Origin of the sequence: Vibrio sp. 1151_11 (genome assembly GCF_029478525.1) — a bacterium.
Taxonomy (GTDB): Bacteria; Pseudomonadota; Gammaproteobacteria; order Enterobacterales; family Vibrionaceae; genus Vibrio; species Vibrio anguillarum.
Window position 1 is genome coordinate 111,179 of the sequence record NZ_SHMN01000005.1, and the last position, 23,943, is coordinate 135,121.

General features: G+C 46.4%; 27 protein-coding genes. 11 read left to right on the forward strand and 16 right to left on the reverse strand.

All coding sequences use genetic code 11. From position 1 onward, the window contains the following. Positions 1-123 precede the first annotated feature (123 nt). The 5 genes from rpsM to rplQ are packed head-to-tail and all read left to right on the forward strand — an operon-like array spanning position 124 to position 2,967. Positions 124-480, forward strand: a complete 357-nt coding sequence (rpsM, locus tag EXZ60_RS05775; protein WP_010318779.1) for a 30S ribosomal protein S13 — start codon at positions 124-126, stop codon at positions 478-480. Between the two features lie 20 nt (positions 481-500). Continuing rightward, on the forward strand, positions 501-890 hold the full coding sequence (rpsK, locus tag EXZ60_RS05780) for a 30S ribosomal protein S11 (RefSeq protein WP_001118870.1): 390 nt from the start codon (positions 501-503) through the stop codon (positions 888-890). A gap of 27 nt (positions 891-917) precedes the next feature. Then, on the forward strand, positions 918-1,538 hold the full coding sequence (gene rpsD, locus EXZ60_RS05785; protein ID WP_013855928.1) for a 30S ribosomal protein S4: 621 nt from the start codon (positions 918-920) through the stop codon (positions 1,536-1,538). Between the two features lie 23 nt (positions 1,539-1,561). Next, the gene (rpoA, locus tag EXZ60_RS05790; protein ID WP_010318781.1) at positions 1,562-2,554 is read left to right on the forward strand and encodes a DNA-directed RNA polymerase subunit alpha; all 993 of its coding nucleotides are present in this window, start codon (positions 1,562-1,564) and stop codon (positions 2,552-2,554) included. A 26-nt stretch (positions 2,555-2,580) separates the two neighbouring features. Then, entirely contained in the window at positions 2,581-2,967 is a 387-nt protein-coding gene (gene rplQ, locus EXZ60_RS05795; protein ID WP_017042856.1) for a 50S ribosomal protein L17, read from the forward strand. A 191-nt stretch (positions 2,968-3,158) separates the two neighbouring features. On the opposite strand, the gene EXZ60_RS05800 is transcribed toward rplQ, so the two are convergent. Next, on the reverse strand, positions 3,159-3,779 hold the full coding sequence (locus EXZ60_RS05800; RefSeq protein WP_010318783.1) for an FKBP-type peptidyl-prolyl cis-trans isomerase: 621 nt from the start codon (positions 3,777-3,779) through the stop codon (positions 3,159-3,161). A gap of 235 nt (positions 3,780-4,014) precedes the next feature. Here EXZ60_RS05800 and EXZ60_RS05805 point away from each other — a divergent pair, with 235 nt between their 5' ends. Then, entirely contained in the window at positions 4,015-4,578 is a 564-nt protein-coding gene (locus tag EXZ60_RS05805; protein ID WP_064625935.1) for a LysM-like peptidoglycan-binding domain-containing protein, read from the forward strand. A 23-nt stretch (positions 4,579-4,601) separates the two neighbouring features. Here the strand turns inward: EXZ60_RS05805 and EXZ60_RS05810 are convergent, their stop codons facing one another. Further along, complete coding sequence (locus tag EXZ60_RS05810; protein WP_277435437.1) at positions 4,602-5,054, reverse strand: GNAT family N-acetyltransferase; 453 nt, start codon at positions 5,052-5,054, stop codon at positions 4,602-4,604. Positions 5,055-5,231: 177 nt separating this feature from the next. Between EXZ60_RS05810 and dbpA the strand changes: the two genes are divergently transcribed. After that, a complete protein-coding gene (gene dbpA / locus EXZ60_RS05815; RefSeq protein WP_017042859.1) occupies positions 5,232-6,617 on the forward strand; it encodes an ATP-dependent RNA helicase DbpA in 1,386 nt (461 codons plus the stop codon). 50 nt (positions 6,618-6,667) lie between these two features. Here the strand turns inward: dbpA and EXZ60_RS05820 are convergent, their stop codons facing one another. From EXZ60_RS05820 to cpdB, 8 genes are all read right to left on the reverse strand, one after another. Next, positions 6,668-8,437, reverse strand: coding sequence for a GNAT family N-acyltransferase (locus EXZ60_RS05820; RefSeq protein ID WP_088729170.1), 1,770 nt, complete (start codon positions 8,435-8,437; stop codon positions 6,668-6,670). A gap of 2 nt (positions 8,438-8,439) precedes the next feature. Then, positions 8,440-8,892 (reverse strand): hypothetical protein, encoded by a 453-nt coding sequence (locus EXZ60_RS05825; RefSeq protein ID WP_013855934.1) that lies wholly within the window; start codon positions 8,890-8,892, stop codon positions 8,440-8,442. 13 nt (positions 8,893-8,905) lie between these two features. After that, entirely contained in the window at positions 8,906-9,343 is a 438-nt protein-coding gene (locus EXZ60_RS05830) for a YHS domain-containing (seleno)protein (protein WP_017049191.1), read from the reverse strand. 10 nt (positions 9,344-9,353) lie between these two features. Beyond that, positions 9,354-10,121 carry an NRDE family protein gene (locus EXZ60_RS05835; protein WP_277435438.1) on the reverse strand — a complete coding sequence of 256 codons (768 nt, stop codon included), beginning with the start codon at positions 10,119-10,121 and terminating at the stop codon, positions 9,354-9,356. A gap of 1 nt (position 10,122) precedes the next feature. Beyond that, a complete protein-coding gene (locus EXZ60_RS05840; protein WP_013855937.1) occupies positions 10,123-10,671 on the reverse strand; it encodes a hypothetical protein in 549 nt (182 codons plus the stop codon). 34 nt (positions 10,672-10,705) lie between these two features. Next, positions 10,706-11,839, reverse strand: a complete 1,134-nt coding sequence (locus EXZ60_RS05845; protein ID WP_017042863.1) for a hypothetical protein — start codon at positions 11,837-11,839, stop codon at positions 10,706-10,708. After that, a complete protein-coding gene (locus EXZ60_RS05850; protein ID WP_081245125.1) occupies positions 11,836-12,423 on the reverse strand; it encodes a DedA family protein in 588 nt (195 codons plus the stop codon). Before EXZ60_RS05850 ends, EXZ60_RS05845 begins: the two co-directional genes overlap by 4 nt. Before the next feature lie 316 nt (positions 12,424-12,739). Continuing rightward, positions 12,740-14,707: a 2',3'-cyclic-nucleotide 2'-phosphodiesterase gene (gene cpdB, locus EXZ60_RS05855; RefSeq protein WP_017042864.1), complete on the reverse strand. Its 1,968-nt coding sequence runs from the start codon at positions 14,705-14,707 to the stop codon at positions 12,740-12,742. Positions 14,708-14,996: 289 nt separating this feature from the next. Here cpdB and cobA point away from each other — a divergent pair, with 289 nt between their 5' ends. The 4 genes from cobA to cysC all read left to right on the forward strand — a co-directional run bounded on the left by cobA (position 14,997) and on the right by cysC (position 19,019). After that, positions 14,997-15,875 carry a uroporphyrinogen-III C-methyltransferase gene (gene cobA / locus EXZ60_RS05860; protein ID WP_094133341.1) on the forward strand — a complete coding sequence of 293 codons (879 nt, stop codon included), beginning with the start codon at positions 14,997-14,999 and terminating at the stop codon, positions 15,873-15,875. Positions 15,876-15,960: 85 nt separating this feature from the next. Next, positions 15,961-16,875: a sulfate adenylyltransferase subunit CysD gene (cysD, locus tag EXZ60_RS05865; protein WP_017046727.1), complete on the forward strand. Its 915-nt coding sequence runs from the start codon at positions 15,961-15,963 to the stop codon at positions 16,873-16,875. A 17-nt stretch (positions 16,876-16,892) separates the two neighbouring features. Beyond that, positions 16,893-18,323: a sulfate adenylyltransferase subunit CysN gene (cysN, locus tag EXZ60_RS05870; RefSeq protein WP_017049184.1), complete on the forward strand. Its 1,431-nt coding sequence runs from the start codon at positions 16,893-16,895 to the stop codon at positions 18,321-18,323. A gap of 78 nt (positions 18,324-18,401) precedes the next feature. Further along, complete coding sequence (cysC, locus tag EXZ60_RS05875; RefSeq protein WP_277435439.1) at positions 18,402-19,019, forward strand: adenylyl-sulfate kinase; 618 nt, start codon at positions 18,402-18,404, stop codon at positions 19,017-19,019. 42 nt (positions 19,020-19,061) lie between these two features. Here the strand turns inward: cysC and EXZ60_RS05880 are convergent, their stop codons facing one another. From EXZ60_RS05880 to EXZ60_RS05905, 6 genes are all read right to left on the reverse strand, one after another. Further along, positions 19,062-19,961 carry a TIGR03899 family protein gene (locus tag EXZ60_RS05880; protein ID WP_013855945.1) on the reverse strand — a complete coding sequence of 300 codons (900 nt, stop codon included), beginning with the start codon at positions 19,959-19,961 and terminating at the stop codon, positions 19,062-19,064. 295 nt (positions 19,962-20,256) lie between these two features. Then, positions 20,257-20,757 (reverse strand): DUF3299 domain-containing protein, encoded by a 501-nt coding sequence (locus tag EXZ60_RS05885; RefSeq protein ID WP_064625926.1) that lies wholly within the window; start codon positions 20,755-20,757, stop codon positions 20,257-20,259. Positions 20,758-20,766: 9 nt separating this feature from the next. Beyond that, positions 20,767-22,026 carry an FtsX-like permease family protein gene (locus EXZ60_RS05890; RefSeq protein WP_017042870.1) on the reverse strand — a complete coding sequence of 420 codons (1,260 nt, stop codon included), beginning with the start codon at positions 22,024-22,026 and terminating at the stop codon, positions 20,767-20,769. Beyond that, positions 22,023-22,739 carry an ABC transporter ATP-binding protein gene (locus EXZ60_RS05895; RefSeq protein WP_013855948.1) on the reverse strand — a complete coding sequence of 239 codons (717 nt, stop codon included), beginning with the start codon at positions 22,737-22,739 and terminating at the stop codon, positions 22,023-22,025. The genes EXZ60_RS05890 and EXZ60_RS05895 overlap by 4 nt, the downstream gene beginning before the upstream one ends. A gap of 69 nt (positions 22,740-22,808) precedes the next feature. Beyond that, positions 22,809-23,510, reverse strand: a complete 702-nt coding sequence (locus tag EXZ60_RS05900) for a DUF2796 domain-containing protein (protein ID WP_277435440.1) — start codon at positions 23,508-23,510, stop codon at positions 22,809-22,811. A gap of 95 nt (positions 23,511-23,605) precedes the next feature. Beyond that, on the reverse strand, positions 23,606-23,899 hold the full coding sequence (locus EXZ60_RS05905; RefSeq protein ID WP_081989810.1) for a DUF2607 family protein: 294 nt from the start codon (positions 23,897-23,899) through the stop codon (positions 23,606-23,608). Positions 23,900-23,943 lie beyond the last annotated feature (44 nt).

Here is a 23,943-nt window from a genome sequence, read left to right on the forward strand (position 1 = left end):
ATAAAGGTCGGTCGAGTATATTCCTCGGCCTACCTTTTGTGTGCAAAAGAAGTAGTATGCCGCAGCGTATCCTCGACGGGCTTTGCTGCGGATAATTTCTTATATAAGTACTAGGAGTGAATAGTGGCCCGTATAGCAGGCATTAACATTCCTGATCAGAAGCATGCTGTAATTGCATTAACTGCAATCTACGGCATCGGTAAGACCCGTTCGAAAGCTATCTTAGCTGATTTGGGTATTGCTGAAAGTGTTAAGATCAGTGAACTAACTGAAGAGCAGATCGATCTACTGCGTGATGGTGTAGCTAAATACACTGTAGAGGGTGATCTTCGTCGTGAAGTTTCCATGAACATCAAGCGTCTTATGGACCTTGGCTGTTACCGTGGTCTTCGTCATCGTCGCAGTCTACCACTACGTGGACAGCGTACTAAAACCAACGCTCGTACCCGTAAGGGTCCGCGTAAACCGATCAAGAAATAGTCGGAAGGGTATAGAGTACAATGGCAAAACAACCAACTCGCGCACGTAAGCGTGTACGCAAGCAAGTTGCTGATGGCGTAGCGCACATCCATGCATCTTTCAATAACACAATCGTAACTATCACAGACCGTCAAGGTAATGCTCTAGCTTGGGCAACTGCTGGTGGTTCTGGTTTCCGCGGTTCTCGTAAGTCTACTCCGTTCGCTGCACAGGTTGCTGCTGAGCGTTGTGCTGAAATGGCTAAAGAATACGGCCTTAAGAACCTAGAGGTTATGGTTAAGGGTCCAGGTCCAGGTCGTGAATCAACTGTTCGCGCACTGAACGCTGCTGGTTTCCGTATCACTAACATTGTTGATGCGACACCAATCCCTCATAACGGTTGTCGTCCACCTAAGAAACGCCGCGTATAACGTTTCTAGGAAGATTGGAGAAAGATCATGGCAAGATATTTGGGTCCTAAGCTGAAGCTTAGCCGCCGCGAAGGTACTGACTTGTTCCTTAAGTCAGGCATTCGTGCGATTGATACCAAGTGTAAAATTGACAACGCACCAGGTGTACACGGCGCTCGTCGCGGTCGTCTATCTGAGTACGGTGTTCAGCTTCGTGAGAAGCAAAAAGTTCGTCGTATTTATGGCGTTCTAGAAAAACAATTCCGTAACTACTACAAAGAAGCTGCACGTCTTAAAGGCAATACTGGTGAAAACCTACTTCAGCTTCTTGAAGGTCGTCTTGATAACGTAGTTTACCGCATGGGCTTTGGCGCTACTCGCGCAGAAGCACGTCAGCTAGTAAGCCACAAAGCTATCCTAGTTAACGGTAAAGTTGTAAACGTTCCTTCTTTCAATGTTGCGGTTAACGACGTTGTTGCAATCCGTGAGAAAGCTAAAAAGCAATCTCGCATTAAAGCAGCTCTAGAAGTTGCTGAACAACGCGAAAAACCAACTTGGATTGAAGTAGATGGCGGCCAAATGGAAGGTACATTCAAGCGTATGCCTGAGCGTTCTGACCTGTCAGCTGACATCAACGAACAATTGATCGTCGAGCTTTACTCTAAGTAAGGTTAAACTAAAGAGAGGACACAATGCAGGGTTCTGTAACAGAATTTCTTAAGCCACGTCTTGTTGATATCGAACAGATTAGCACGACACACGCAAAAGTAACTCTTGAGCCGTTAGAGCGTGGTTTCGGCCATACTCTGGGTAATGCACTTCGCCGTATTCTTCTATCTTCAATGCCAGGTTGTGCTGTAACTGAAGTGGAGATTGAAGGCGTACTACACGAGTACAGCACCAAAGAAGGCATTCAAGAAGATATCCTTGAGATCCTTCTGAACCTAAAAGGTTTGGCTGTTCGCGTTGCCGAAGGCAAAGATGAAGTGTTCATTACGCTAAACAAATCAGGCTCGGGCCCTGTTGTTGCAGGTGACATCACCCATGATGGTGATGTAGAGATCACTAACCCTGAGCACGTGATTTGTCATCTAACGGATGACAACGCTGAGATCGCTATGCGTATCAAAGTAGAACGTGGTCGTGGTTATGTTCCAGCTTCAGCTCGTATCCATACTGAAGAGGATGAGCGTCCAATCGGTCGTCTACTTGTAGATGCTACTTACAGCCCAGTAGACAAAATTGCCTACTCTGTGGAAGCCGCTCGCGTAGAACAACGTACTGATTTAGATAAGCTCGTTATCGATATGGAAACGAACGGTACTCTAGAACCTGAGGAAGCAATCCGTCGTGCAGCAACTATTCTTGCTGAACAATTGGATGCGTTCGTAGATCTTCGTGATGTACGTGTACCTGAGGAGAAGGAAGAGAAGCCAGAATTCGATCCAATCCTACTGCGTCCTGTAGACGATCTTGAACTAACAGTTCGCTCTGCTAACTGTTTGAAAGCAGAAGCGATTCACTACATCGGTGATCTAGTACAGCGCACTGAGGTTGAGCTACTTAAAACGCCAAACCTTGGTAAGAAATCTCTTACAGAGATTAAAGACGTGCTTGCATCACGTGGTCTATCTTTGGGCATGCGCCTAGAGAACTGGCCGCCAGCGTCTATCGCTGAAGATTAATCGATACTAGTTAGAAGGATTAGGTCATGCGCCATCGTAAGAGTGGTCGTCAACTCAACCGCAACAGCAGTCATCGCAAAGCGATGTTCAGCAACATGGCTAGCTCTCTAGTACGTCATGAAGTTATCAAGACTACTTTGCCAAAAGCAAAAGAGCTACGTCGCGTCGTTGAGCCTTTGATTACACTAGCTAAGACTGACAGTGTTGCAAACCGTCGTCTAGCATTTGCTCGCACTCGTGATAACGAAGTTGTGGCAAAACTATTTAACGAACTAGGTCCACGTTTTGCAGCTCGCCAAGGCGGCTACACACGTATCCTAAAGTGCGGTTTCCGTACTGGTGATAAAGCTCCAATGGCATACATTGAGCTTGTCGATCGCCCAGAAGTAGCTGTAGAAGCTGCTGCTGAGTAATCAGTTCGTATAATTAAAAAAGCCGAGTAGTAATACTCGGCTTTTTTGTATGCGTAGATTTTATCTTTGAACACGGGCTAACCAGATAAGTATGCGTAGTGTCGTTTTTGATAGATGCTAAGTAAGAAATACTAATAAAAAAAGGTCAGCGAATGCCAACCTTCTCATTATCAATTCTATATCAATTCTATTTATAGAATGTCGAGTAGCTCTACTTCAAATACTAGAGCTGCAAAAGGAGGAATTGCAGCGCCAGCGCCACGCTCACCGTAGGCAAGATCTTGTGGAATATAGAGTTTCCATTTTGAACCCACAGGCATCAGTTGTAGTGCTTCTACCCAACCTTTGATTACACCTGTTACTGGGAATTCAGCTGGTTGACCGCGAGATACAGAGCTATCAAATACTGTACCGTCAGTCAATTCACCGTGGTAATGAACACGTACTTGCTTGTCAGATGTCGGGATATCCCCCGTACCTTCTGTAAGAATTTCGTACTGTAGACCAGATTCAAGAACGGTCACTTCAGGGCGTAGTGCGTTATCTGTTAAGAATACTTCACCGTCGGCTGCGGCTGCTTTGGCAGCTTCTTGGCGTAGAGATTCTGCACGCATGTGCAACTCTTGCAGTGCATTATTGATTTCATCAATTTCAATTGATGGCATGTCGCCTACTAATGCGGTTGCGATACCTGCGGCGATGGCGTCAACGTTAAGTCCTTCTAGACCACTACCCGCAAGTTGTTGGCCCATTTGTAGACCGATACCGTAGCTTGCTTTTTGCTCTACAGTGTCAAATTTTACTTCAGACATAAACAGTCACTCTTTTTATGTAAATAAACAAGTGCCAAAGGATATCAGTTTCAAGCATGGGATGAAATGCTAATGGGAAATATCCAATATTGAACCTTCAGGTTGTGACAAATCGCAGATCCCAAAGAAAAATGTTCAAGATTGTGTCAACGTTTACGTTATCGCCACCTTGGCTCTATACTGATCCCTCTTGAGTTTTTATACTGTAGCTCGACAGAAAAGGAGACGGGTTAAGATGAATCGTCGTCACAAGAAGAAACCGCAAACTGATTATTTAGCGTTTATCCAACAGAAGTGGCATGCATTCGATTGGCGTGGCCTTATTTTACGTGTTCGCACAGTTTGGCTGGCGCTGCCTAAGCTTCACCAGCGCGCTTTATTAGCGATCGTTCCAGTAGTGTGTTTGCTCATTATTATTCCTTTTCCTGAGCGAACAGAGCAGGCCGCTGTACCGAAAAGTAGTGAGCGTGTGGAAATTAGCATAAATACGGTTGGGTTGAGTGAACAAAAAACGCCTCAACAAACCGATCGTAAATCTGAGTTCTGGCGAGAGTACACGGTTAAAAACGGGGACACTTTGTCGCAGGTTTTTCGGGCAAATGATTTACCGATGTCTGATCTTAATGCCTTAGTCAAAATTGAAGGCAGTGACAAACCGCTCAGCCAAATTACCCAAGGCCAATTAGTTCGCTTCAAACTCGCGGCTGATGGGCAACTCGATATCCTGCAACTTGAGAAAAACGATCAATCAGTGATGTTTTTCAGGCGCTCAGATGGCGGATTTGGCCGTAGTAAATAACACGCTTTGATCAAGGGGGTTATTTACTTGCTGAGCTGCATGTCGATATGCGGGATATCATCTTCTAGATACATCGCCGACGTTTGTTGAAAACCATAACTTTGATAGAAGCTAGCAAGATAGTGCTGTGCACCAATTTCAATATCTTGATTGGGCCACAGCTTCTGGCATTCGGCTAATGCTTGCTGCATTAATTGGTGTCCAAGGCCATTTCCTCTCGCTTCTTTTTGGGTTGCAATGCGACCAATACTGACACTTGGGTAGCTAATCCCCGCAGGGAGTAAGCGCGCGCAGGCAACAATCTGCTGATCCTGTTCACCAATTAAATGAAAAACACTCGGCTGAATATCCTTATTATCCAATTCAGGGTAAGGACAGGTTTGTTCGACCACAAAGACATCGACGCGCAGTTTAAGTAGCGCATAAAGTTGATGAGTGGTTAATTGTGAGAATGAAAGACAGTGCCAAGTAATCATCGTAGTGCCCCTTTAAAAATGGATGTCGTTACTCTATCAAGCTTAAGTGCATGATTCATTAACAAAGGTTAAGAGTGAGCTACAAACTTGATGAATGATAAATAAAGATTCACTAGCCACACGAGGTTAAATAACGATAATAGGCGTTTAATTTTCGTCTAACGAAAGGACGGTCTCTTGAGTAATCTCTCTTTTTCAACGGTAAATCTACAACCAGAACTTCTTTCTAACCTCGATACTTTGGGATACACCAAGATGACGCCGATTCAGGCGTTAAGCTTGCCAACCATTTTGGCGGGTAAGGATGTGATTGGCCAGGGAAAAACAGGCTCAGGAAAAACAGCAGCGTTTGGTTTAGGCGTATTATCTAACCTCAACGTTAAGCGTTTTCGCGTTCAAGCTTTGGTGCTATGCCCAACGCGGGAGTTAGCCGATCAAGTCGCAACGGATATTCGCACACTCGGCCGCGCCATTCATAATATTAAAGTGCTCACCTTGTGTGGCGGCATGCCAATGGGGCCACAAATTGGTTCGTTAGAGCACGGTGCACATATTTTGGTTGGTACTCCGGGGCGTATTCTTGACCATTTAGACAAAGGTCGTATCGATCTCTCTGAACTCAATACGTTAGTGCTTGATGAAGCGGACCGAATGCTCGAAATGGGTTTCCAAGAAGCGCTGGATGCGATCATCAATGAAACGCCAACCAGCCGTCAAACATTGCTGTTTAGTGCTACGTTCCCAAATCAAATCAAACAAATTGCGCAGCGGATTATGCGTGAGCCTGAAATGGTCAAAGTTGAATCCACCCATGATACGTCCAGCATTCAGCAATATTTTTATAAAGTAGAGGGTACAGAGGCGCGTGATCGCGCGTTAGAACTGCTGCTTTTACACCATCAGCCTGAATCTGCCGTGGTGTTCTGTAATACAAAGAAAGAAGTACAAAGTGTTGCTGAAGATCTACATCACAAGGGCTTTAGTGTGGTGGAACTGCATGGTGATTTAGAGCAGCGTGACCGTGACCAAGCTTTGGTGCAGTTTGCTAATAAAAGTATCTCCATTTTAGTTGCAACCGATGTGGCGGCACGTGGCCTTGATGTCGATAACTTAGATGCGGTATTTAACTTTGAGTTATCACGTGATCCTGAAGTGCACGTGCACCGCATTGGGCGTACTGGCCGAGCGGGCAGTAAAGGTTTAGCTTTTAGCTTCTTCAGTGACAGTGAAATGCACCGAGTGGCGATGATTGATGAATATATGGATATGCCCATCGAACCTGCTAAATTGCCTGATGCCAGTGCGCTAAACAACGCGCCTTATCAAGCCAATATGGTCACTATCCAGATTGATGGCGGTAAAAAGCAGAAAGTGCGCCCGGGAGATATTCTAGGGGCGTTGACCAGTAACGACGGTATTGACGGTCAATATGTCGGTAAAATTAACATGTTACCGATGCGCAGCTACGTTGCAGTCCATAAATCGGTGGCGAAAAAAGCACTGAAGAAAATGGAAAGCGGTAAGATGAAAGGACGCCAATTTAGAGCACGCCTTCTAAAATAAGCCCCTTCATTTAGAATTAAAGCCAGCGAACAACTCGCTGGCTTTTGCGTTTATGAGGGCTTTGAACTGAAAGGTGTCGAATCCAAATAAGCGCTGGCCTGCTCTTTACCCATGTATTTTGCCAGTGTATGCAGTGGAACTTGTTTCAAGTTCACCACAATTAAGCCATCCAACGCATTGTTAAACGCGGGGTCGACATTAAAACAGACGAGCTTGCCATTCATCCCTAAATATTGGCGCAGCAATACAGGAAGGCCCTTGCCATTTTCCATTTTTGCTAACACTTTCGACAGCAGAGAAATGCTTGCCAAAGAGGAGAGCAAGTTGGTTTGCCAAAATGTGTTCCCATTGCTCCGTAGTGGAGTGGAAGGTGAAACCAAGGTTGCCTTTTCATGATCATAATGATGAATAGAGAGTGTGGCGGCCATTAATTGTCGCGCGGAGTGGCTGTAATCGTTGCTAATGCTTACTGGGCCAAACAAGTGCGTGTATTGTGGATGACGCGCGACAAACGCAGCAATACCTTTCCACAGCATTAACAGTGAGTTGAGGTTGCGCTGGTATTTCGAGGAAACCACCGAGCGGCCTAGCTCAATACTGGTATCGAGTGTGTTGATGAAGGCTTCATCATACTGAAATAAGCTACGGGAATAGAGCCCTGCTAACCCTTGCTTCGCTATCAGTTCATCCACTAACCCCAATCGATAAGCTCCAACAATTTGACGGTCTTTCTTGTGCCAAACAAAGAGTTGGTAGTAATGGCGATCATACTCATCAAGATCACAAGCTAAGCCGCTTCCTTCACCTACGGCGCGAAAACTCTCTTCACGAATTCGACCAATCTCTTGCAGTATGTGGGGCAACTGCTCGCTTGCGGCGCAATAGACAATCCAATCACCTTGCTCTAAGAGCTTGCTTTCGCTTGGCAGCGCGGCGAGATCTTGCTCGAGTTTCTCTACAATAAGCGCATCAATAATAGGAAGGGGCGATGTTACTAATTCTGGTGAGGATGGCGTTGCAGTGGGTGCTGCACTCATTAAATAGGTATTGAGACGCAGATAATGAACAATGTCCCGTTCTTGTTCAAATGCTTTTACTTCGGAATAGGGGATGGGATTGCCGATGGAAATTTCAATGTTGTGCGCCTGCTTATTCAGTAGCTCGCGGCCGAGCAATGCCGTTCGCAGTAATGGATGAATTCGCCCCGCTTGATAAAACAGAGTGCTATTTTTACCATTAATAAAGATCGGGACGGTGGTGGCTTGGGCGCGTTTAACAAATTTGGCGACGGATTGACTCCATTCGATATCCGACAGTGTTTGCGATCCTTTAGGGTAAGTAGATACCTCACCAGCGGGGAAGATAATCAATAAGCCACCTTGAGCCAAATGAAGGTTCGCATCTCGAATGGCTTGCGCATTGGTGCTGCGAGCACTTTTACTATTGAACACATCGACACCGATAAAGAGTTCACTAATTTCAGGCAGGCGCTTTAGCAACTGATTCGCCAGCACTTTAATATCGGTGCGTACTGAACCAATTAAATCGGCTAATATCACCCCTTCAATTGCGCCCAGCGGGTGGTTAGCGACGATCACCACTGGGCCTGTTTGTGGAATGTTATCGATGCTGCCCAAAGCAAGGCGATATTCGATATTGAGTGCCGCTAGCGTGTAGCGCATAAACTCAAAGCAAGAGGGTTTGGCAGGACGCTGCTGATACAGTTTATCCAGTGTTGCAAGCCCAGAGGCCCATTCAACAATTGATTCTGCGACGCCAAATGGAGTGTGTCGTGGTAAACGAAAAGGACTGGCTAGCATAATTACACTCCTTTATTCAGCCACTGGTGCAATAAACCATCACCGTTTTTGAGATCTCGTCGCACCAAAAAAGCCGCACACAACCAAACAAGACAAGCCATCGCAAATAGCAGGCCGCTATCATTGCCGACCACTTCTCCTACTTGGTTAAACTCTGGCATCACAATGCCAAGAGGCGTAAATAAATGAAAGAAAATCGCACCACTCATAATGCCGACGCTCATCAGTGCACCAAGGCCATGCCAGCGGCTAAACAGCAAAATAGAGGCTATCAGTTCAGCCGTTCCGATTAAATACCCGCCATACACAGCAAACCAACCGAGGCCAGACCACGCACCTAAGGTGCCAAAAATATAGTTGGTTTCGTAAGAGCCGGAAAACTTAAAGACAAGCGATTGAATAAAAACAAACGCAATCAAGAGTGAGGGAAGATGTTGGCTAGCTTTAAACGTCATGGTGTGGCTCCTACTACTTAATTAAATTGGGCCAATTTTTATCGGCCTGTTGGATGTGCACCGCTTGGTTGGCATCCCATAATGTTTTGATCTTTTTGTCGTAATTGAGATAGAGCTTGCCGTCGACAATCGCCCATTGATTGGGATCTCCCGGAGCAAAATCATTCTTTTCAGAGACGGCCCAAGCGCAGTAGCCGCCATATTGCGGCGCATATTGGTTAGGGTTATTCAGAAACAGTTCAAGGTTCTCTTTTGAAGAAAAATACCACTGCGCATTTTTATAAAGGGTCGAAAAATCGGAGGAGCCTTTTACTGGCTCTCCTTCGGTGAAGTAGGCGACGGTGTCATAGCCACTCAGCGCTTTATTGCTCAGAAAGCTGGTGTAAATTTCATCCTCAGCGAGGCTCACGTTGCTGACAAGTAGTAGTAATAGTCCTAGTAAACGTTTCATTGTTGATTCCTCATAAATTGGCGACCCAAGGCGTGGTTTTGTCGATCTCATCGCGCTGCTGGTGGAGTGATGTCTCACTGAGCTGTAAGCAAGGTGAACCTGAGATATAGGTCATATACTGCTGCTGTTGTGTGACGCGTAAATAGGTAAAGCTAACGGTGTGCGCATCTTGACGATGCATACAGGGTGCCCAATGTGGATGGGCGACATGGTGGTGGGCGTGAAACTTTAGTCGCTGTTGCACACTATCTTCCTCGGCGATTAAAGCTTGATAGAGCTGCGAGCGGTAGTGTTGCACCTGTTCTAAATCGACACTGGATGAAAATAGAGGCGATTGCGTCACCGCGATTTGGCTCTGTTCACCATTCCACGCCAGAGCCATTACATTGCCTTGTACATCAGTTAAATCAGGGTCGAAAGCAAGCAAAGTGAATGGTGCAAATTGCTGAAGGTTGAGCTGTGCAAACGCTTGGATAACCTTCTCAACACTGATTTGACTGGATAAATGCTTAAGCAATTGACCGCGGCTCACTAAGCGTTCGGCATCGGCTCCTTGGGGGATTTTACCTTGGTAATTATTGAGCAAGCACAAAGCCAAACCGCATTCATTAAGGCTGATCCAACTGCCTCCACCAGCAGGATCAATCGGCATCAACACTTCAACACCAGCTTGCGTGTATTGTTTAGGTGGCAACGCTAATGGGCGGTTTTTTTGTTCATCACGGTTAAAAAACAGATGATAGCCGTGTTTGTCGAGTAACCAAGAAACTGAGCACATGTTATTGCCCCCGAATGAAGGAGGCCGTGGCTGGCGCTAAGCCGAAAGCGGCATCGGTTTCTACATGCAGCAAATGAGCGACCACTTTAGCCATCGCAAAATGGTGCTGTGCATGCAAAGTGGCGAAGCTTAGCTCTCGCTCCCATGTTGATGATAAAGAGCACACTTGCGTTTCCTGCAATGAGGTTTCAACAAGTACCGTAACGGATTTTTGGAGTGAGGCCGAGCACTGCGTTAACCATTGAATTAAATACTCAATTTCGGCCAAGGCCGCAGCACGGGACGTCTCAACGAGGTGGCCCCGGCGGCGTTGGTTGTAATCAATAGTGCTAGTTGAGTTAGCCAGCGCATGAAACAGATCTAACCAATGACGAAAATGTTGCCCCACTGAACTGGCGACAATTGGCGTGGCTAAGTGGGTGTAGTGCCTATCTTCTAACTGTTCGAGAAACTGGTGCGCTTGTTCCAGTGTTTCAATGCCGCCTTGGATCACGGGGGCATGATTAGGCTGCGATGCGCTTTGTTGTGAACTTGTGGTGATTGCAAACATATTTCTATCCCTATGATTGTTCTTATGGATAAGGTTAATCCGTGCTTGGGTAGTGTTCGGTTAAGGCCTTTTCTTTGCGCCAAGCGTTCAGCAGTTCAGCCATTTTGGGTGTTTGATGGCCTAACTTTCGCTGTTGCGCGCCAATGTCGAATAAGATTCGGTACTGTCTGAGTAAGGTCGAGAAGATCTCTCGCAGCGGTGTTTCTCTATCCCAAATATGAGCGGCTTCACTGCTTGCGCCATTGATTTCCAAAATCGTGAACTGTTCTCCAGCCATCAATTGGTGAATATTGGCAAACTTGATATCGAGCCGCCCATAGTGAAACCCGTCAACATTGTTAAAAATCTCATCTAACTTGTTGGTGAGAGCGCGAGTAATGTAACGGTTACCATTGCGGAAAATCGATCCGCGACTATGGCTGCCCGCAAAGGCGAGTTGAAACTCCTGCCCTGCTTCAAGAACCCAATCGAGCTTCTCAAGGTGGCGAGGAAAATAGAGATGAGGGAGTTGCCCTGCGCGTGGGCAGCGTTCAATTAACTGCTTTAAAGTGTGAATGCCATCCCCAGTGACAAACGGGGCATACTTAAGTGTGATGGAAATAATGTTGCCTTGAGCCTCACCGGGATAGCGCACATAAAATACGCCAGCTTCAGCCTGATACGGCGCTTTTTGTTGCAGTAAAAAACGGGCATTAATCGGAAATGATTGAATGTAGTCACTCAGTTGCTGTTCATTTTGCAGCAGTTTGACGCCAACGCCGCGGCAGCCTAAATCTGGTTTAGCGACAAGAGGGAAATCCAACGATGCTTGTTGCATTGCAGACAGAGCCTGTGCTGTTTGCTGCTGAGCGGTTTGATGGCTTTTCGTTCGGGTGATAAAGGGCGATATCCACTGCTGAGCGTATTCACCGGCTAGATTAAGAATGTCGTGTTTTGACTCTCCAACCATGCCGCTGAGCTTGATGCCGGGGTTTGCAATTAAGGGTAAGCCCCAGTTGCCATAACGCAGCCCTTGCAGCAGGCTTTGAATCACCACCGGAGTGTAGAAAAACCAACTGGGCAGAAATTCATAAGGAGAAATGCTGCGTTTGGTGTCTTGCTCTAAAAGCGGCATACCCGCGTTGATTTTGCCATGTGCAATGCAAGGCATTTCTAATTTGGCGTTCATGACAATCCTTTAGAAAATGATTTGTTGAGAAGACGATTGGTGAGCATTAATAGCCCAATCGCGATAGGAATAATGATCCATTGATAATGAGAGGACTGTTGCCAAACCTGACTCCCTAGGTAATAAAGCGTTGAAAAAACGATCAGTGTCCACAGTGCTGTGGCCGTCAGTACGGAGCACAGAAATAGCGCCAACGGAATAGAAAAAAAGCCGCTCAAAGTAAAGCCCACCGTTCTTAGGCCGGGGACAAAGCGAATAATAAACAGATTTAAAAAAGTATGATGGTGCAGCTTGCGACGGACGGTTCGAAAATGTTTATTGGTCAGCGCTTGATAACGAAGCGGACGAACGCGTTGTGCCACTTGGCCTAAGTAATACAAACCGAGATCGCCACTGACAATGCCGACAAAAATAGCCAACAACGCCAAGCCGGGGGGCATGAGATTTTGCAAAGCCAGTGTGGCAGCGGTGACAATAGCGACATCCTCTAACAAATAGGAAAGCAAAATTACGCCGATGAATAGTAAAGTCAGTGAATGACTTTCGGCTGTTAGAAAGGTTTGAATGTCGATAGCAAGCGCCACACTTCCTCCTTAGCAAATTATGATCAAGTATAGAATAAGGCGCTGATTGCGCTTTTATTCTCATTACGAGGACAAAGACCTGCCAAAGAATAGAAAAATTGCATATTTGATGATTTTTTATAATTAAATTTAATCAAACTAATGTTTGAAAATTAAACAGAGGTTGTAACGAACCTTAAATGAAGCGTGGATAGTCAAGAACCATCAAGATCAGAGTTAGGGTTGTCGAGCGGGAAATAAAAAACGCAGCGAAAGGCTGCGTTTGTGAGGTGAAAGCGCCTTAATTCATGGGCCTCTTTCAATCGATTTGAGTGGGCTATTGGGTAAGGTCAATCCTGTAAACCGCAAAACCAACCTCATCGTTTTCCACCAAAGTCATTGGGTATTGGCCTTTCTCTTTGATGAACTGTGCTGCTTTCTCACTTGGAGAGGTTTCAAAACGAATATCTAATGCAGTATTGGTTTTAATCGGAGCAAACGACCAGTTGTTATCAGCACTTGGCGTAACTTGACCTTTTTCTTTACTCACGCGCGAAATGTAGTTGGCGACGGCCGTGCGGTTTTCGTCGGGTGAGTCAAAGGCAACAAATTGTGCGCCCGTGCCTGCAAATTTATTGCTGTAAGCGCGGTAGTTATTGGTGGCGACAATAAAGGTCTGTTTTACATCGATAGGTTTACCTTGATAAGTTAAGCCTACAATGCGCTCAGCATCTTTATGTTTATGCGCCACTTTACAATCACCATCGTATTTGGCGGGTTGAGTCACATCGATTTGGTAATTCACCCCATCCATCACATCAAAGTTATACGTGCGGAAATCAGCCCAATTGATCAAGGATTGTGGTTGAGTGCTGTGCGGATCAATCTGATTAAACTGCCCCGCGCTGCATTCCAACCATTCCTTCACTTCTTTACCCGTCATTTTCAGCGCGACTAATGTATTAGGGTAAAGATAGAGATCTGCTGCGTTACGAAATGTCAGTTGGCCAGCTTCGACTTCAGTGAAACCGGCAGGATCATCTTTACGGCCACCGACTTTAAAAGGTGCCGCGGCCGATAACACTGGCAAACCATCAAGATCTGGGTCGCCTTGAATAAAGCGTTCCACATAATCTTTTTGTGCAAGGTTAACGATTTGCACGGTTGGGTCATCTTGTACCAAGGCTAAAAAGCTGTACATCACATCATTCGCTTGGCCAATCGGTTGATTCACGAAATCTCGCGTGCCTTTATGGTCCGACTCTAAGGCTTTCACTATGCCTGTATCGGCTGCTGCCAGTGATTTCTTATTGGCTTTATCGAAGATTGGGCGAGCTTGGGATTGACCATTCACGACTGACCATTGGCCATCTTTGCTTTGCAAAGTCAGATCCATCACACCAACATGGCTACCCCAGCGCCCCGGCATGACAGCGGTTACGCCATTAATGGTGCCTTTAGTCACATCTGCTCCTGGCAGTTTGGCAAAATCTTGGCTAGGGAATACCGCGTGAGAGTGACCAAAAGCAATCGCGTCAATGCCTTCTACTTGGGTGAGGTAGTAAACCGAGTTTTCTGCACCAACGGAATATGGGTTAGCTGAGACACCAGAGTGCGGGATTGCCACGATCACATCGGCACCCTCTTTTTTCATCTGCGGGATCAGCTCCTCGGCTGTTTGCTTGATGTCTTTGGCAAACACTTTGCCATCCAGATTTTTCTTATCCCACACCATGATTTGTGGTGGGACAAAACCAATGTAACCCACTTTAATTTGGTGCTCTTTGCCATCGGTATCTTTGAACGTGTGCGTTTTAATGAGATAGGGATTGAAGAGGTGTTTGCCCGTTTGTTGGTCATAGACGTTGGCATTGACATACGGGAATGCGGCGTCGTTAATACTCTCCTTTAAAAAGGACAAACCGTAGTTAAATTCATGGTTACCAATGTTACCCACATCGTAGCCGAGCTGATTCATCGCTTTGTAAACTGGGTGAACCTCACCAACCTTGATGCCTTTGGCGGCCATATAGTCGCCCATTGGGCTACCTTGGAGTAAATCACCGTTATCGACCAAAATGCTGTTTTCGACTTCGCTGCGCGCTTGCTTCACTAACGTCGCCGCACGGGATAAACCAATCTGGTTCGATGGCTTGTCTTTGTAGTAATCGTAATCCATCACATTGGTGTGAATATCGGTCGTTTCGACGATACGCAGTTTAATGGTGTCCGCCATTGCTGGGCCAGCCATTGCTAACATACCGCTCAAAATCGCGATGGAGAGAGGTTTCACTGCCACTTTCATTGTGTACTCCAGTTAGGGGTAGGGAACAAATAACTCGTCTAATGTAACAAAATCTTATGAAACGATGATTTCAATGAATATCAATTTGTGATGTTACGCGTTAACTCACCGGCATTCTGTCGACAAGATCTCATCATTGATTGGCTTTTAATCAGAGAGATAGTCACTTCTTATTCGGAATTATCCATTCCCTTATCAGCTTTTGATATAAAAAATGAAATTTTAGAATTTCAGGTAATATGAAGAGCCCGCCATAATGCATCCATGAATTAAGTTATGGATAACAACAATGAGTACGACGGAAACCATTTCTCAGTTGCCAATCAAAGGGCCGCGCTTAGTCGCGGTCAACAATGATGCTTTGGCAAGTAGCGCTCCATCGTACGTCAAAAGCCAATTGACCTGCGGTGAAGTGGCTTTGATTGGTGCAGGGCCGGGCGACCCAGAACTGCTGACGCTCAAAGCGTTGAGCTTTCTACAACAAGCCGACGTGGTGTTGTACGACTACCTAGTGTCTGATGAAATTATGGCGCTGGTGCCGAGCGATACCATCTTAGTCTGCGTGGGTAAGCGCGCTGGACACCACAGTGTTCCTCAAGAAAAAACCAATCAATTGCTGATCGATTTTGCGCAGCAAGGTTACAAAGTCGTGCGTATTAAAGGCGGCGATCCGTTTATGTTTGGCCGCGGTGGTGAAGAGTTGGAAGTGCTGTTTGATGCGGGGGTGAAATTTCAGGTGATCCCCGGTATTACAGCGGCGGCAGGCGCAACGGCCTATGCGGGTATTCCACTGACTCATCGTGATTATGCGCAATCCGCTCTGTTTGTCACTGGTCACCTTAAAGCGGAAAACGATGACATGGATTGGTCAACACTGGCGCGTGGTAATCAAACCTTAGTCATTTACATGGGCTTGATGAAGTCGAGTTATATCCAGCAGCAGTTAATTGAACATGGACGCCAAGCCAACACACCAATCGCGATTATTGAACGCGGTACTCAGCGTTCACAAAAAGTCTTCAAAGGGCAGCTCAGTGACTTATCACAACTGGCGGCGCGGGCGCAGGCTCCGGCCTTGATTGTGGTGGGCGAAGTGGTGGCGCTGTCGGAAAAACTGCATTGGTTTGGTGAACAACCCGCGCAGCAAAACCAAGTGAATTACGCCTGATTGCAAGGCTAGTCAGTTAGTTCCAACTCAATACTCAAACCAATTTCTCATTGCACAAGGCTCGCAATGCGAGCGAAAAGGAAGCATGCAGATGGATCAACAACGCTTAACCCATTTACAACAGCTCGAAGCCGAAAGTATTCATATTTTACGTGAAGTGGCCGCTGAATTTGATAACCCAGTAATGATGTATTCGATTGGTAAAGACTCTTCGGTGATGCTGCATTTAGCACGCAAGGCTTTTTATCCGGGGAAAATTCCCTTCCCACTACTGCATGTGGACACCGATTGGAAATTTCGTGAAATGATCGAATTTCGTGATCGCATGGCGCACAAGTATGGTTTTGAGCTTTTGGTACACAAAAACCCAGAAGGGATCGCGATGGGGATCAGCCCTTTTGAGCATGGATCTTCAAAGCATACCGACATCATGAAAACCCAAGGTTTAAAACAAGCGTTGAACCAATATGGTTTTGATGCTGCTTTTGGTGGTGCGCGTCGTGATGAAGAGAAATCACGCGCGAAAGAGCGTGTTTATTCTTTTCGTGACAAGAACCACACATGGGATCCGAAGAACCAGCGTCCGGAGCTATGGAAAACCTACAACGGCCAAATCAATAAAGGTGAGAGCATTCGTGTCTTCCCGTTGTCGAACTGGACTGAATTGGATATCTGGCAATACATCTATTTGGAAAACATCGAGATCGTACCGCTGTATTTATCGGACATTCGCCCAGTTGTCGAACGCGATGGGATGCTGATCATGGTTGATGATGAGCGGATGAAGCTGCAACCTGGAGAAGAAGTTCAGCACAAGAGTGTGCGTTTTCGCACGTTAGGTTGTTATCCACTTACTGGCGCAATTGAATCAGAGGCCAATACGCTAACGGGCATCATTGAAGAGATGCTGGTGGCCACTTCCAGTGAACGACAAGGCCGCGCGATCGACCACGATCAATCAGGATCGATGGAATTGAAAAAACGCCAAGGTTATTTCTAAGCCTCTAAGGAAAGATTATGAATAGTGCAGTTCAGGCTCAGCTTTCTGAGATCGGTATTGAAGCTTATCTCACGCAACACCAGCACAAATCGTTACTGAGATTTCTGACTTGTGGCTCAGTTGATGATGGAAAAAGTACCTTGATTGGTCGTTTGCTTCATGACACAAAACAGATTTATGAAGATCAACTGGCCGCCGTCCATTCCGATAGCCAGCGTGTTGGCACGACGGGCGAGCGCCCCGATTTAGCTCTGTTAGTTGATGGCCTGCAAGCGGAACGTGAGCAAGGGATCACCATTGACGTGGCGTATCGCTATTTCTCTACCCAAAAGCGCAAATTCATCATTGCCGATACTCCGGGGCATGAGCAGTACACGCGCAATATGGCGACGGGCGCATCCACTTGCGATCTCGCGGTGATTTTGATCGATGCCCGTAAAGGCATTTTGGATCAAACGCGTCGCCACTCATTCATTGCCAATCTTTTAGGTTTGAAGCATTTTGTGGTGGCGGTGAATAAGATGGATCTGGTCGATTACTCACAAGATCGTTTTGAGCAGATCCGTCAAGACTACGTGGAATTTTCAAAGCATCTGCAAGGTGATACTGATATTCAGATCATCCCGCTTTCTGCTCTGGAAGGGGACAACGTGGTCGAAGCAAGTCAACATATGCGTTGGTATCAAGGCCCATCACTGCTGGAGCTGCTTGAAACGGTGGACGTAGATCAGCAAAAAGGAGCCGGTGAGTTTCGTTTTCCAGTGCAGTATGTGAACCGACCGAATCTCGATTTTCGCGGTTTTGCTGGCACGATTGCAGCGGGCAGCATCAGCGTTGGAGATGCAATCACTGCACTTCCGTCCGGAAAAACATCCACCGTGGCACGTATTGTTACTTTCGATGGAGATTTGCCGCAAGCGCAAGCAGGCCAAGCGGTGACGTTAACGCTCAGCGATGAAATTGACATCAGCCGTGGTGATCTTATTGTGCTGCAAGGAGCGCAGGTTGAATCAACTAACCATCTATTAGCCGATGTGGTCTGGATGACAGAACAACCGCTCAAAGCCGGGCGTGAATACAACATCAAAATTGCAGGTAAGAAAACCGTCGGCCAGTTGCAAGCAGTACGTCACCAGTACGATATTAATAATTTATCGACTTATCACAGTGAAGAGTTGCCGCTCAATGGCATTGGCTTGTGTGAATGGTCGCTAACAGAGTCGATCGCGCTGGATAAATACTTAGACAGTGCCAATACTGGTGGATTTATCATCATCGATCGCCTGACGAATGTGACGGTGGGGGCGGGCTTAGTTCGAGATAGTTTGCAAAACATCGCTCATGCTCAAAGCGCCCACTCTGCATTTGAAGTGGAATTGAATGCCTTGATCCGCAAGCACTTTCCACACTGGGAAGCTAAAGATCTTCGTCAGTTACTCAAGGCTTAACTGTGGTGATTCGCTGGGAGGGATTGCCGCTTACAGCGTCCCTCTATTGGCTAGTTTGAGGCAACAAAGGATTGAGTAATGAGTACGAATTTGGCCAATAAAGATGAAAATGTTGTCTGGCATCAGCATACGGTGGATAAGTCGTTCCGCGCCAACTTAAAACAACAACAGCCAGCAGTATTGTGGTTTACGGGGCTGTCAGGGGCGGGAAAATCAACCATTGCTGGTGCGTTGGAACAGCGTTTAGCTCAACTCGGGTATCACACCTATTTACTCGATGGGGATAATGTACGCCACGGCTTGTGCAGCGACCTTGGGTTCTCAGAGCAAGATCGGCGAGAAAATATTCGCCGTATTGGTGAACTCGCGAAGCTGATGGCCGATGCTGGGTTAATCGTGTTATCTGCATTCATTTCACCGCATCGCGCTGAGCGTCAATTAGTGCGCGATATGCTGCCACAAGGTGAATTCATCGAAGTGTTTGTCAATACCAAGTTGGACGTGTGCGAGCAGCGCGACCCGAAGGGGCTGTATGAAAAAGCGCGCGCTGGTGAAATCAGTAATTTTACGGGCATTGACTCTGAGTATGAGTCGCCGCAAAACCCTGAGGTCGATCTTGCGGCTGGCGAAAAAAGCATTGATGAGCTGGTGGAAATTTGCCTAACAGCGCTGAAAGTGCGAGCGATTATCGCCTAATGCAGAAGAGGGCTCATCAGCTTGAGCCCTTTATTTTTGAGGCTAGACAGCGTGATGAAAAGAGCTGCTGGCAACTTCGGTGTGGACAGTGAATTTCTGGCTAAGCACCGCCAACATCTGATCGTAGTACTGCATATTCGGTTTATTACCCAGTAGCTTACACAGCTCATTGCCAGTGGGACTGAAACGGTAATAGAGCAGCCTTACCCCTTTACTCATCGATTGCAGTGACAGATTCTTGCCTTGATAGGTCAACAGCAGTGCCGGTTCAAGTTCAATTTCTCCAGATTCCAGTTCAGTGGCATGCAGTAAGCCAAGCTCGATCAGTACTAATAGGCTCGAATAGGGTAATTGGAAACTACCCATATTGATGACAAATGTGCTGATGCGCTTCCCTAAACTAAAAATACCGTTAGTAGCACGAATGCCGACCAACAGCTTGCGGCTGTTATCGCTACCAAAACAGCAGGCTAACGCTGAGGCTTTTTGGAGTATCTGCGCCTCTTTTGGTGTCATGTCTTGTAATACTTGCAGTGCTTTCATTGAGGTTGAACCGGGGTTGGTCACCTCGCGTTTGAGTACTTGCGCCCAAAGTCGCTGCATCGAAGAGTTGTGGATGTCTTGCGCCATATCGAAAAAACGGTGTAACCAATCTTGATCAGGCTCTCCCGCGGTCTCATTTTTACAAGAGATATGCGCCAGTTTGACGATCTGCTCTAGGTTTTTTTGTCGCTGCTCTTTACGTTGCTGTTCTCTAAATAAGGCGCGATCAAGCGAGGTTTTTTCTGGCGGATCCGTTTGTAGCAGCGCATCTAAGCCGTGATATTGAGCAATATTCAAAATGCGACTACCACTGTCTTTGATGTAGCTCGATTTTTTTTCGTGGCTTTGACCTGAGTTGGCTTGATGTTCAATCACTACAGGGTTGTTGGTATCTGCCATTTTATGTCCGCTTCAATCACCCATTTCATTCATGGATTAAAATGTAACGTGTAACGCATTTTCCATCTAGGAAAAACATTCGTTCTAGATCATAAATTTGCGCTATCCCTAATGATAATAACTTGTTAAAATTGTTATCGGAATTTGTGGGGCGCTTATGAAGTGTTGGAAAGAAAATAGACTGAAAAAGCACCTATCGATTACTTTACTATTGTTGATATATGTCGCTTTGCTAGCGTATTTATCTAAATATATCGTTTAGTTTAGATGAATCAATAGGTTGCTATTTTGTTAACTACATGTCGTCGTATTCTTCGATCGCAGTGCCTTCGATCACATACGCTGTTTCGGCCAGATCGTGGCTAACACTTTCGGTTTTCAGTGTCCCAATCAGATAAATTACATCCCAGAGCTGCTGGATTGGAGCACCTTGCGGATATTTCACATAAATAATTTGGTTTGGTGGCGGTGGCGGCACGTGAATGCATGCGCCAAAGTAGGGCACCAGTAGAAACTCAGTAACGTTATTGGCGTCACCTTCCAGTGGGATCACAAAGCCGGGTATTTTGACCAGGCTGCCATTGAGCTCTTTTCTAACTCCGCCGATTTTTGATTGTGCAGCCGTCATTTCGCCATCATGGTTCAATGCTGGCATACCATCGGCGTTGAATTGGTTACGTTCGTTTTCCGGGATCAGATCGATCCAATCGAGCGTCAGTACTTGTTCATTACTCTGTGCGTACATCGGTAACAAGCCCGATAGCAGCAGCGTGCTGATAAGCAGTAGTTTTTTCATCGTTAAGTCCTAAATTCGAATGGTCATTCCATCGCTAAGTGATTGTCTATAGGCGCGCAGAGCCGGGATGACACCAATAATAATGCCAGCCAGCTGTACATAAGCTAATAATTGCCACTCATAGCCGCTTAAGGTGCTGAGTGTGATTTGAATGCCATAATGCTGCGCAATAAAAGGTTGCGCCAGTGCGAGCAGTGAATACAACCCCGCTAATCCAACGCAGATGCCAATGAAGGTCAGCGTCGTCGCTTCGCTGATAAGCAGAGCAAAAATATGTTTAGGTTGTGCGCCCATGGCGCGCAGAATCGCCATTTCACGGCGTCTTTCCTGCAAGCTTGTCAGTAAGCTGCTGAGCATGCCAAGTAACCCTGCCGCCACCACAAAGACCGACACTGCCATTAAAGCTTGTTCTGCTATCGACATCATACCCCACAGTTCTTGCAGAGCGACGCCGGGCATAATGGCGCTCAAAGGTTCTTGGCGATAGTTATTGATTTCACGTTGCAGTGCAAAGGTTTGAATTCTCGATTTTAAACCGATCAACATGGCGGTGATCTGCTTGGGTTGAAAGTTGTGTTGTTCAAGCTGCTCTTTGGATGGTGAATTGCCTAAATGCGCACCCGATTCCCAACCCACGTGAATGGCTTCAATCGCTTCTAATGAGACATGCACCGTTTTGTCTACGGGCGTTCCCGTTGGCGCTAAAATACCCACTACTTTGAAAGGGAGGTTGTCGTGGCGGCTAAAACCCACATCGCTGATCCCATGCGCAATAATGATGTCACTGCCAATATGATAACCTAAGGTTTTGGCGACATCAGAACCCAATACCGTTTCAAATAAACCATGAAATTCAGTGCCTTGAGAGAAAGTGAGTGGTTGCTTACTTCCATATTTGAAATGCTCGAAATAATGGTGATTGGTGCCCATAACGCGAAACCCTTGGTGTGAGTCACCCAATGAAATGGGGATCGCCCACTTGACGCTGCGATGTTCACTGAAGGCTTGGTAGCTTTTCCAGTCGATATTATTGGTGGCATTGCCAATTCTAAATACCGAATAGAGCAGCAAGTTGACTTGTCCAGAGCGGCCACCGACGATTAGATCCGTCCCTGAAATGGTGTTTGCAAAGCTCTCTTTGGCTTGAGTTCGAATGCGTTCAACCCCCATTAACAGAATGACTGAAATGGCGACCGTCAGAATGGAGAGTAGCGCTGTGGTTTTGCGGTTAAGTACGCTTTTCCACGCCAGATTGGTAATTACATTCATGCTGTCACTCCTGCCTGATTCAATTGAGGGAGGTAAACTGCGCGGTCAAATAAAGCTTCTAAGGTGGGATCGTGGCTCACAAACACCAGTGTTGAACCTGCCCGATTCGCCTCTTCCAATAGCAGTTCGATAAACGCGAGTCGATTGTCGTGATCCAGCGCCGAGGTTGGCTCATCAGCGATGATCAGCTTGGGTTCGCCAATCAATGCTCTCGCCGCCGCGACACGCTGCTGCTGGCCAATACTCAGTTCGATAACCGGTTTAGTCAGTAGTTCAGGTGCAAGATGTAGGCGAGTGAGTAACTGTTTTGCTTTCTCAATCAGATCGCCTGCCACATTCTGCTTGCGAGTGCTGGAAAAATGGCAAGGTAGCGTAACGTTTTCAATCACTGAGAGATAAGGCAATAAATTAAATTGTTGGAAAATGTAGCCAATGTGATCGGCTCGAAAACGATCCCGTTGACGGGAAGTTAACGTCGACAGGTTGGTGCCTAAAATAGAGACCTCCCCTCGTTGTGCTTGGTTGATCCCAGTCAGTAAGCTCAGTAAGGTCGATTTGCCACAACCACTTGGCCCTTTAATAAAAAGGTGCTCTCCACGTTTTACACAAAGATCCTGGATAGATAAGGCTGGTTGTGAGCTATTCGGCCAACGAAATTCGACCTCTTTCAATTCAATGACAGACGTCAGCGATAGAATATGCAAATCACTCATTGTGAATTCCTTTAACGACAATGAACCTAGAGTAAGTGTGTGCTTACTCTAGGTTGTTGCTTATACGCCTTAAAACGTAATGCGAGTGCTGTTTGTTTTCAACTCAGAGGCAGATTGTGCTTTGTCTGTCAGTACATTGGCAGAGATTGTTTGGGTATTTGGGAACAAGTTAAACCATTGCGTGTCGAGGTACTGCAATTGCGGCATGTTATCGCAGTGATATTGGTACTGAATCGTGAATTCACCGTGACCACTATGCTCGCCTTCATCATGCACATCTTTTTTATGGTCATGGTGTGCGTGTTGAGCATCTTTATCTTGATGTTTATCATCATGTTTTTCATGATGGTCGTGGTCGTGGTCGTGGTCGTGGTCGTGGTCGTGGTCGTGGTCGTGGTCGTGGTCGTGGTCGTGGTCGTGGTCGTGGTCGTGGTCGTGGTGCTCACCATTTAACGTATGCGCGATACGACTTTCTTCTAAATGACACTTGGCCGGAGCGGGCAGTTGGAAAATGCCATCGGCGTGGCTGAACTGCTCAAGGACTTTATTTAAGCGCTGTTGTTGTTCATCATTTTGTGGTGCATGTTCAAAGCCGACTACATCAGCGCCGGGGGCGGTGATTTCAATCAGTAAATCTTGCCCATCTTGAGCAATATTGAACTCGACGTGGCCATGTACATGAGCCTCATGTTGGCGAAACTCTTCATTTGCCAGTGCTGGCATGCTTAAAATTAGGCCGATAGAGAGAGCGAGTTTACGTTGGATAAACATTGGGTGATTCCTTTTAAACATCAAAATAGCCCTTAGCCCTTAGCCCTTAGCGCTTTGGCTTTGGGTAACAAATCATAAATAACTAGATAAGACGTCTAAAAGTGAGGAGGTGAGCGAGCAAGATAAGCGTAATGAACTGAGGGGCGACGCTGAGTTTTCTCTACTGATGATCGAATTTCGCAGCCACTAACGGCAGGAAGGATAGGCAGCGCACTGCTTAGACCATTTTGAAAGCCAGAAAAAAGTTGGCAATGATGCTGCGCGTGATGCGCAGGATTAGTATCGAGGTGATGATCTACATAAGCGACATTCAACCATAGCATCAGCAGCATGGCACATAATGCAATGCTTTGAGCTCGGTAATGGGGGCAACGTAGACGGGTAAACATCAAACCAATACAGTAGTAAAATGATAATTGTTATAATATAACAA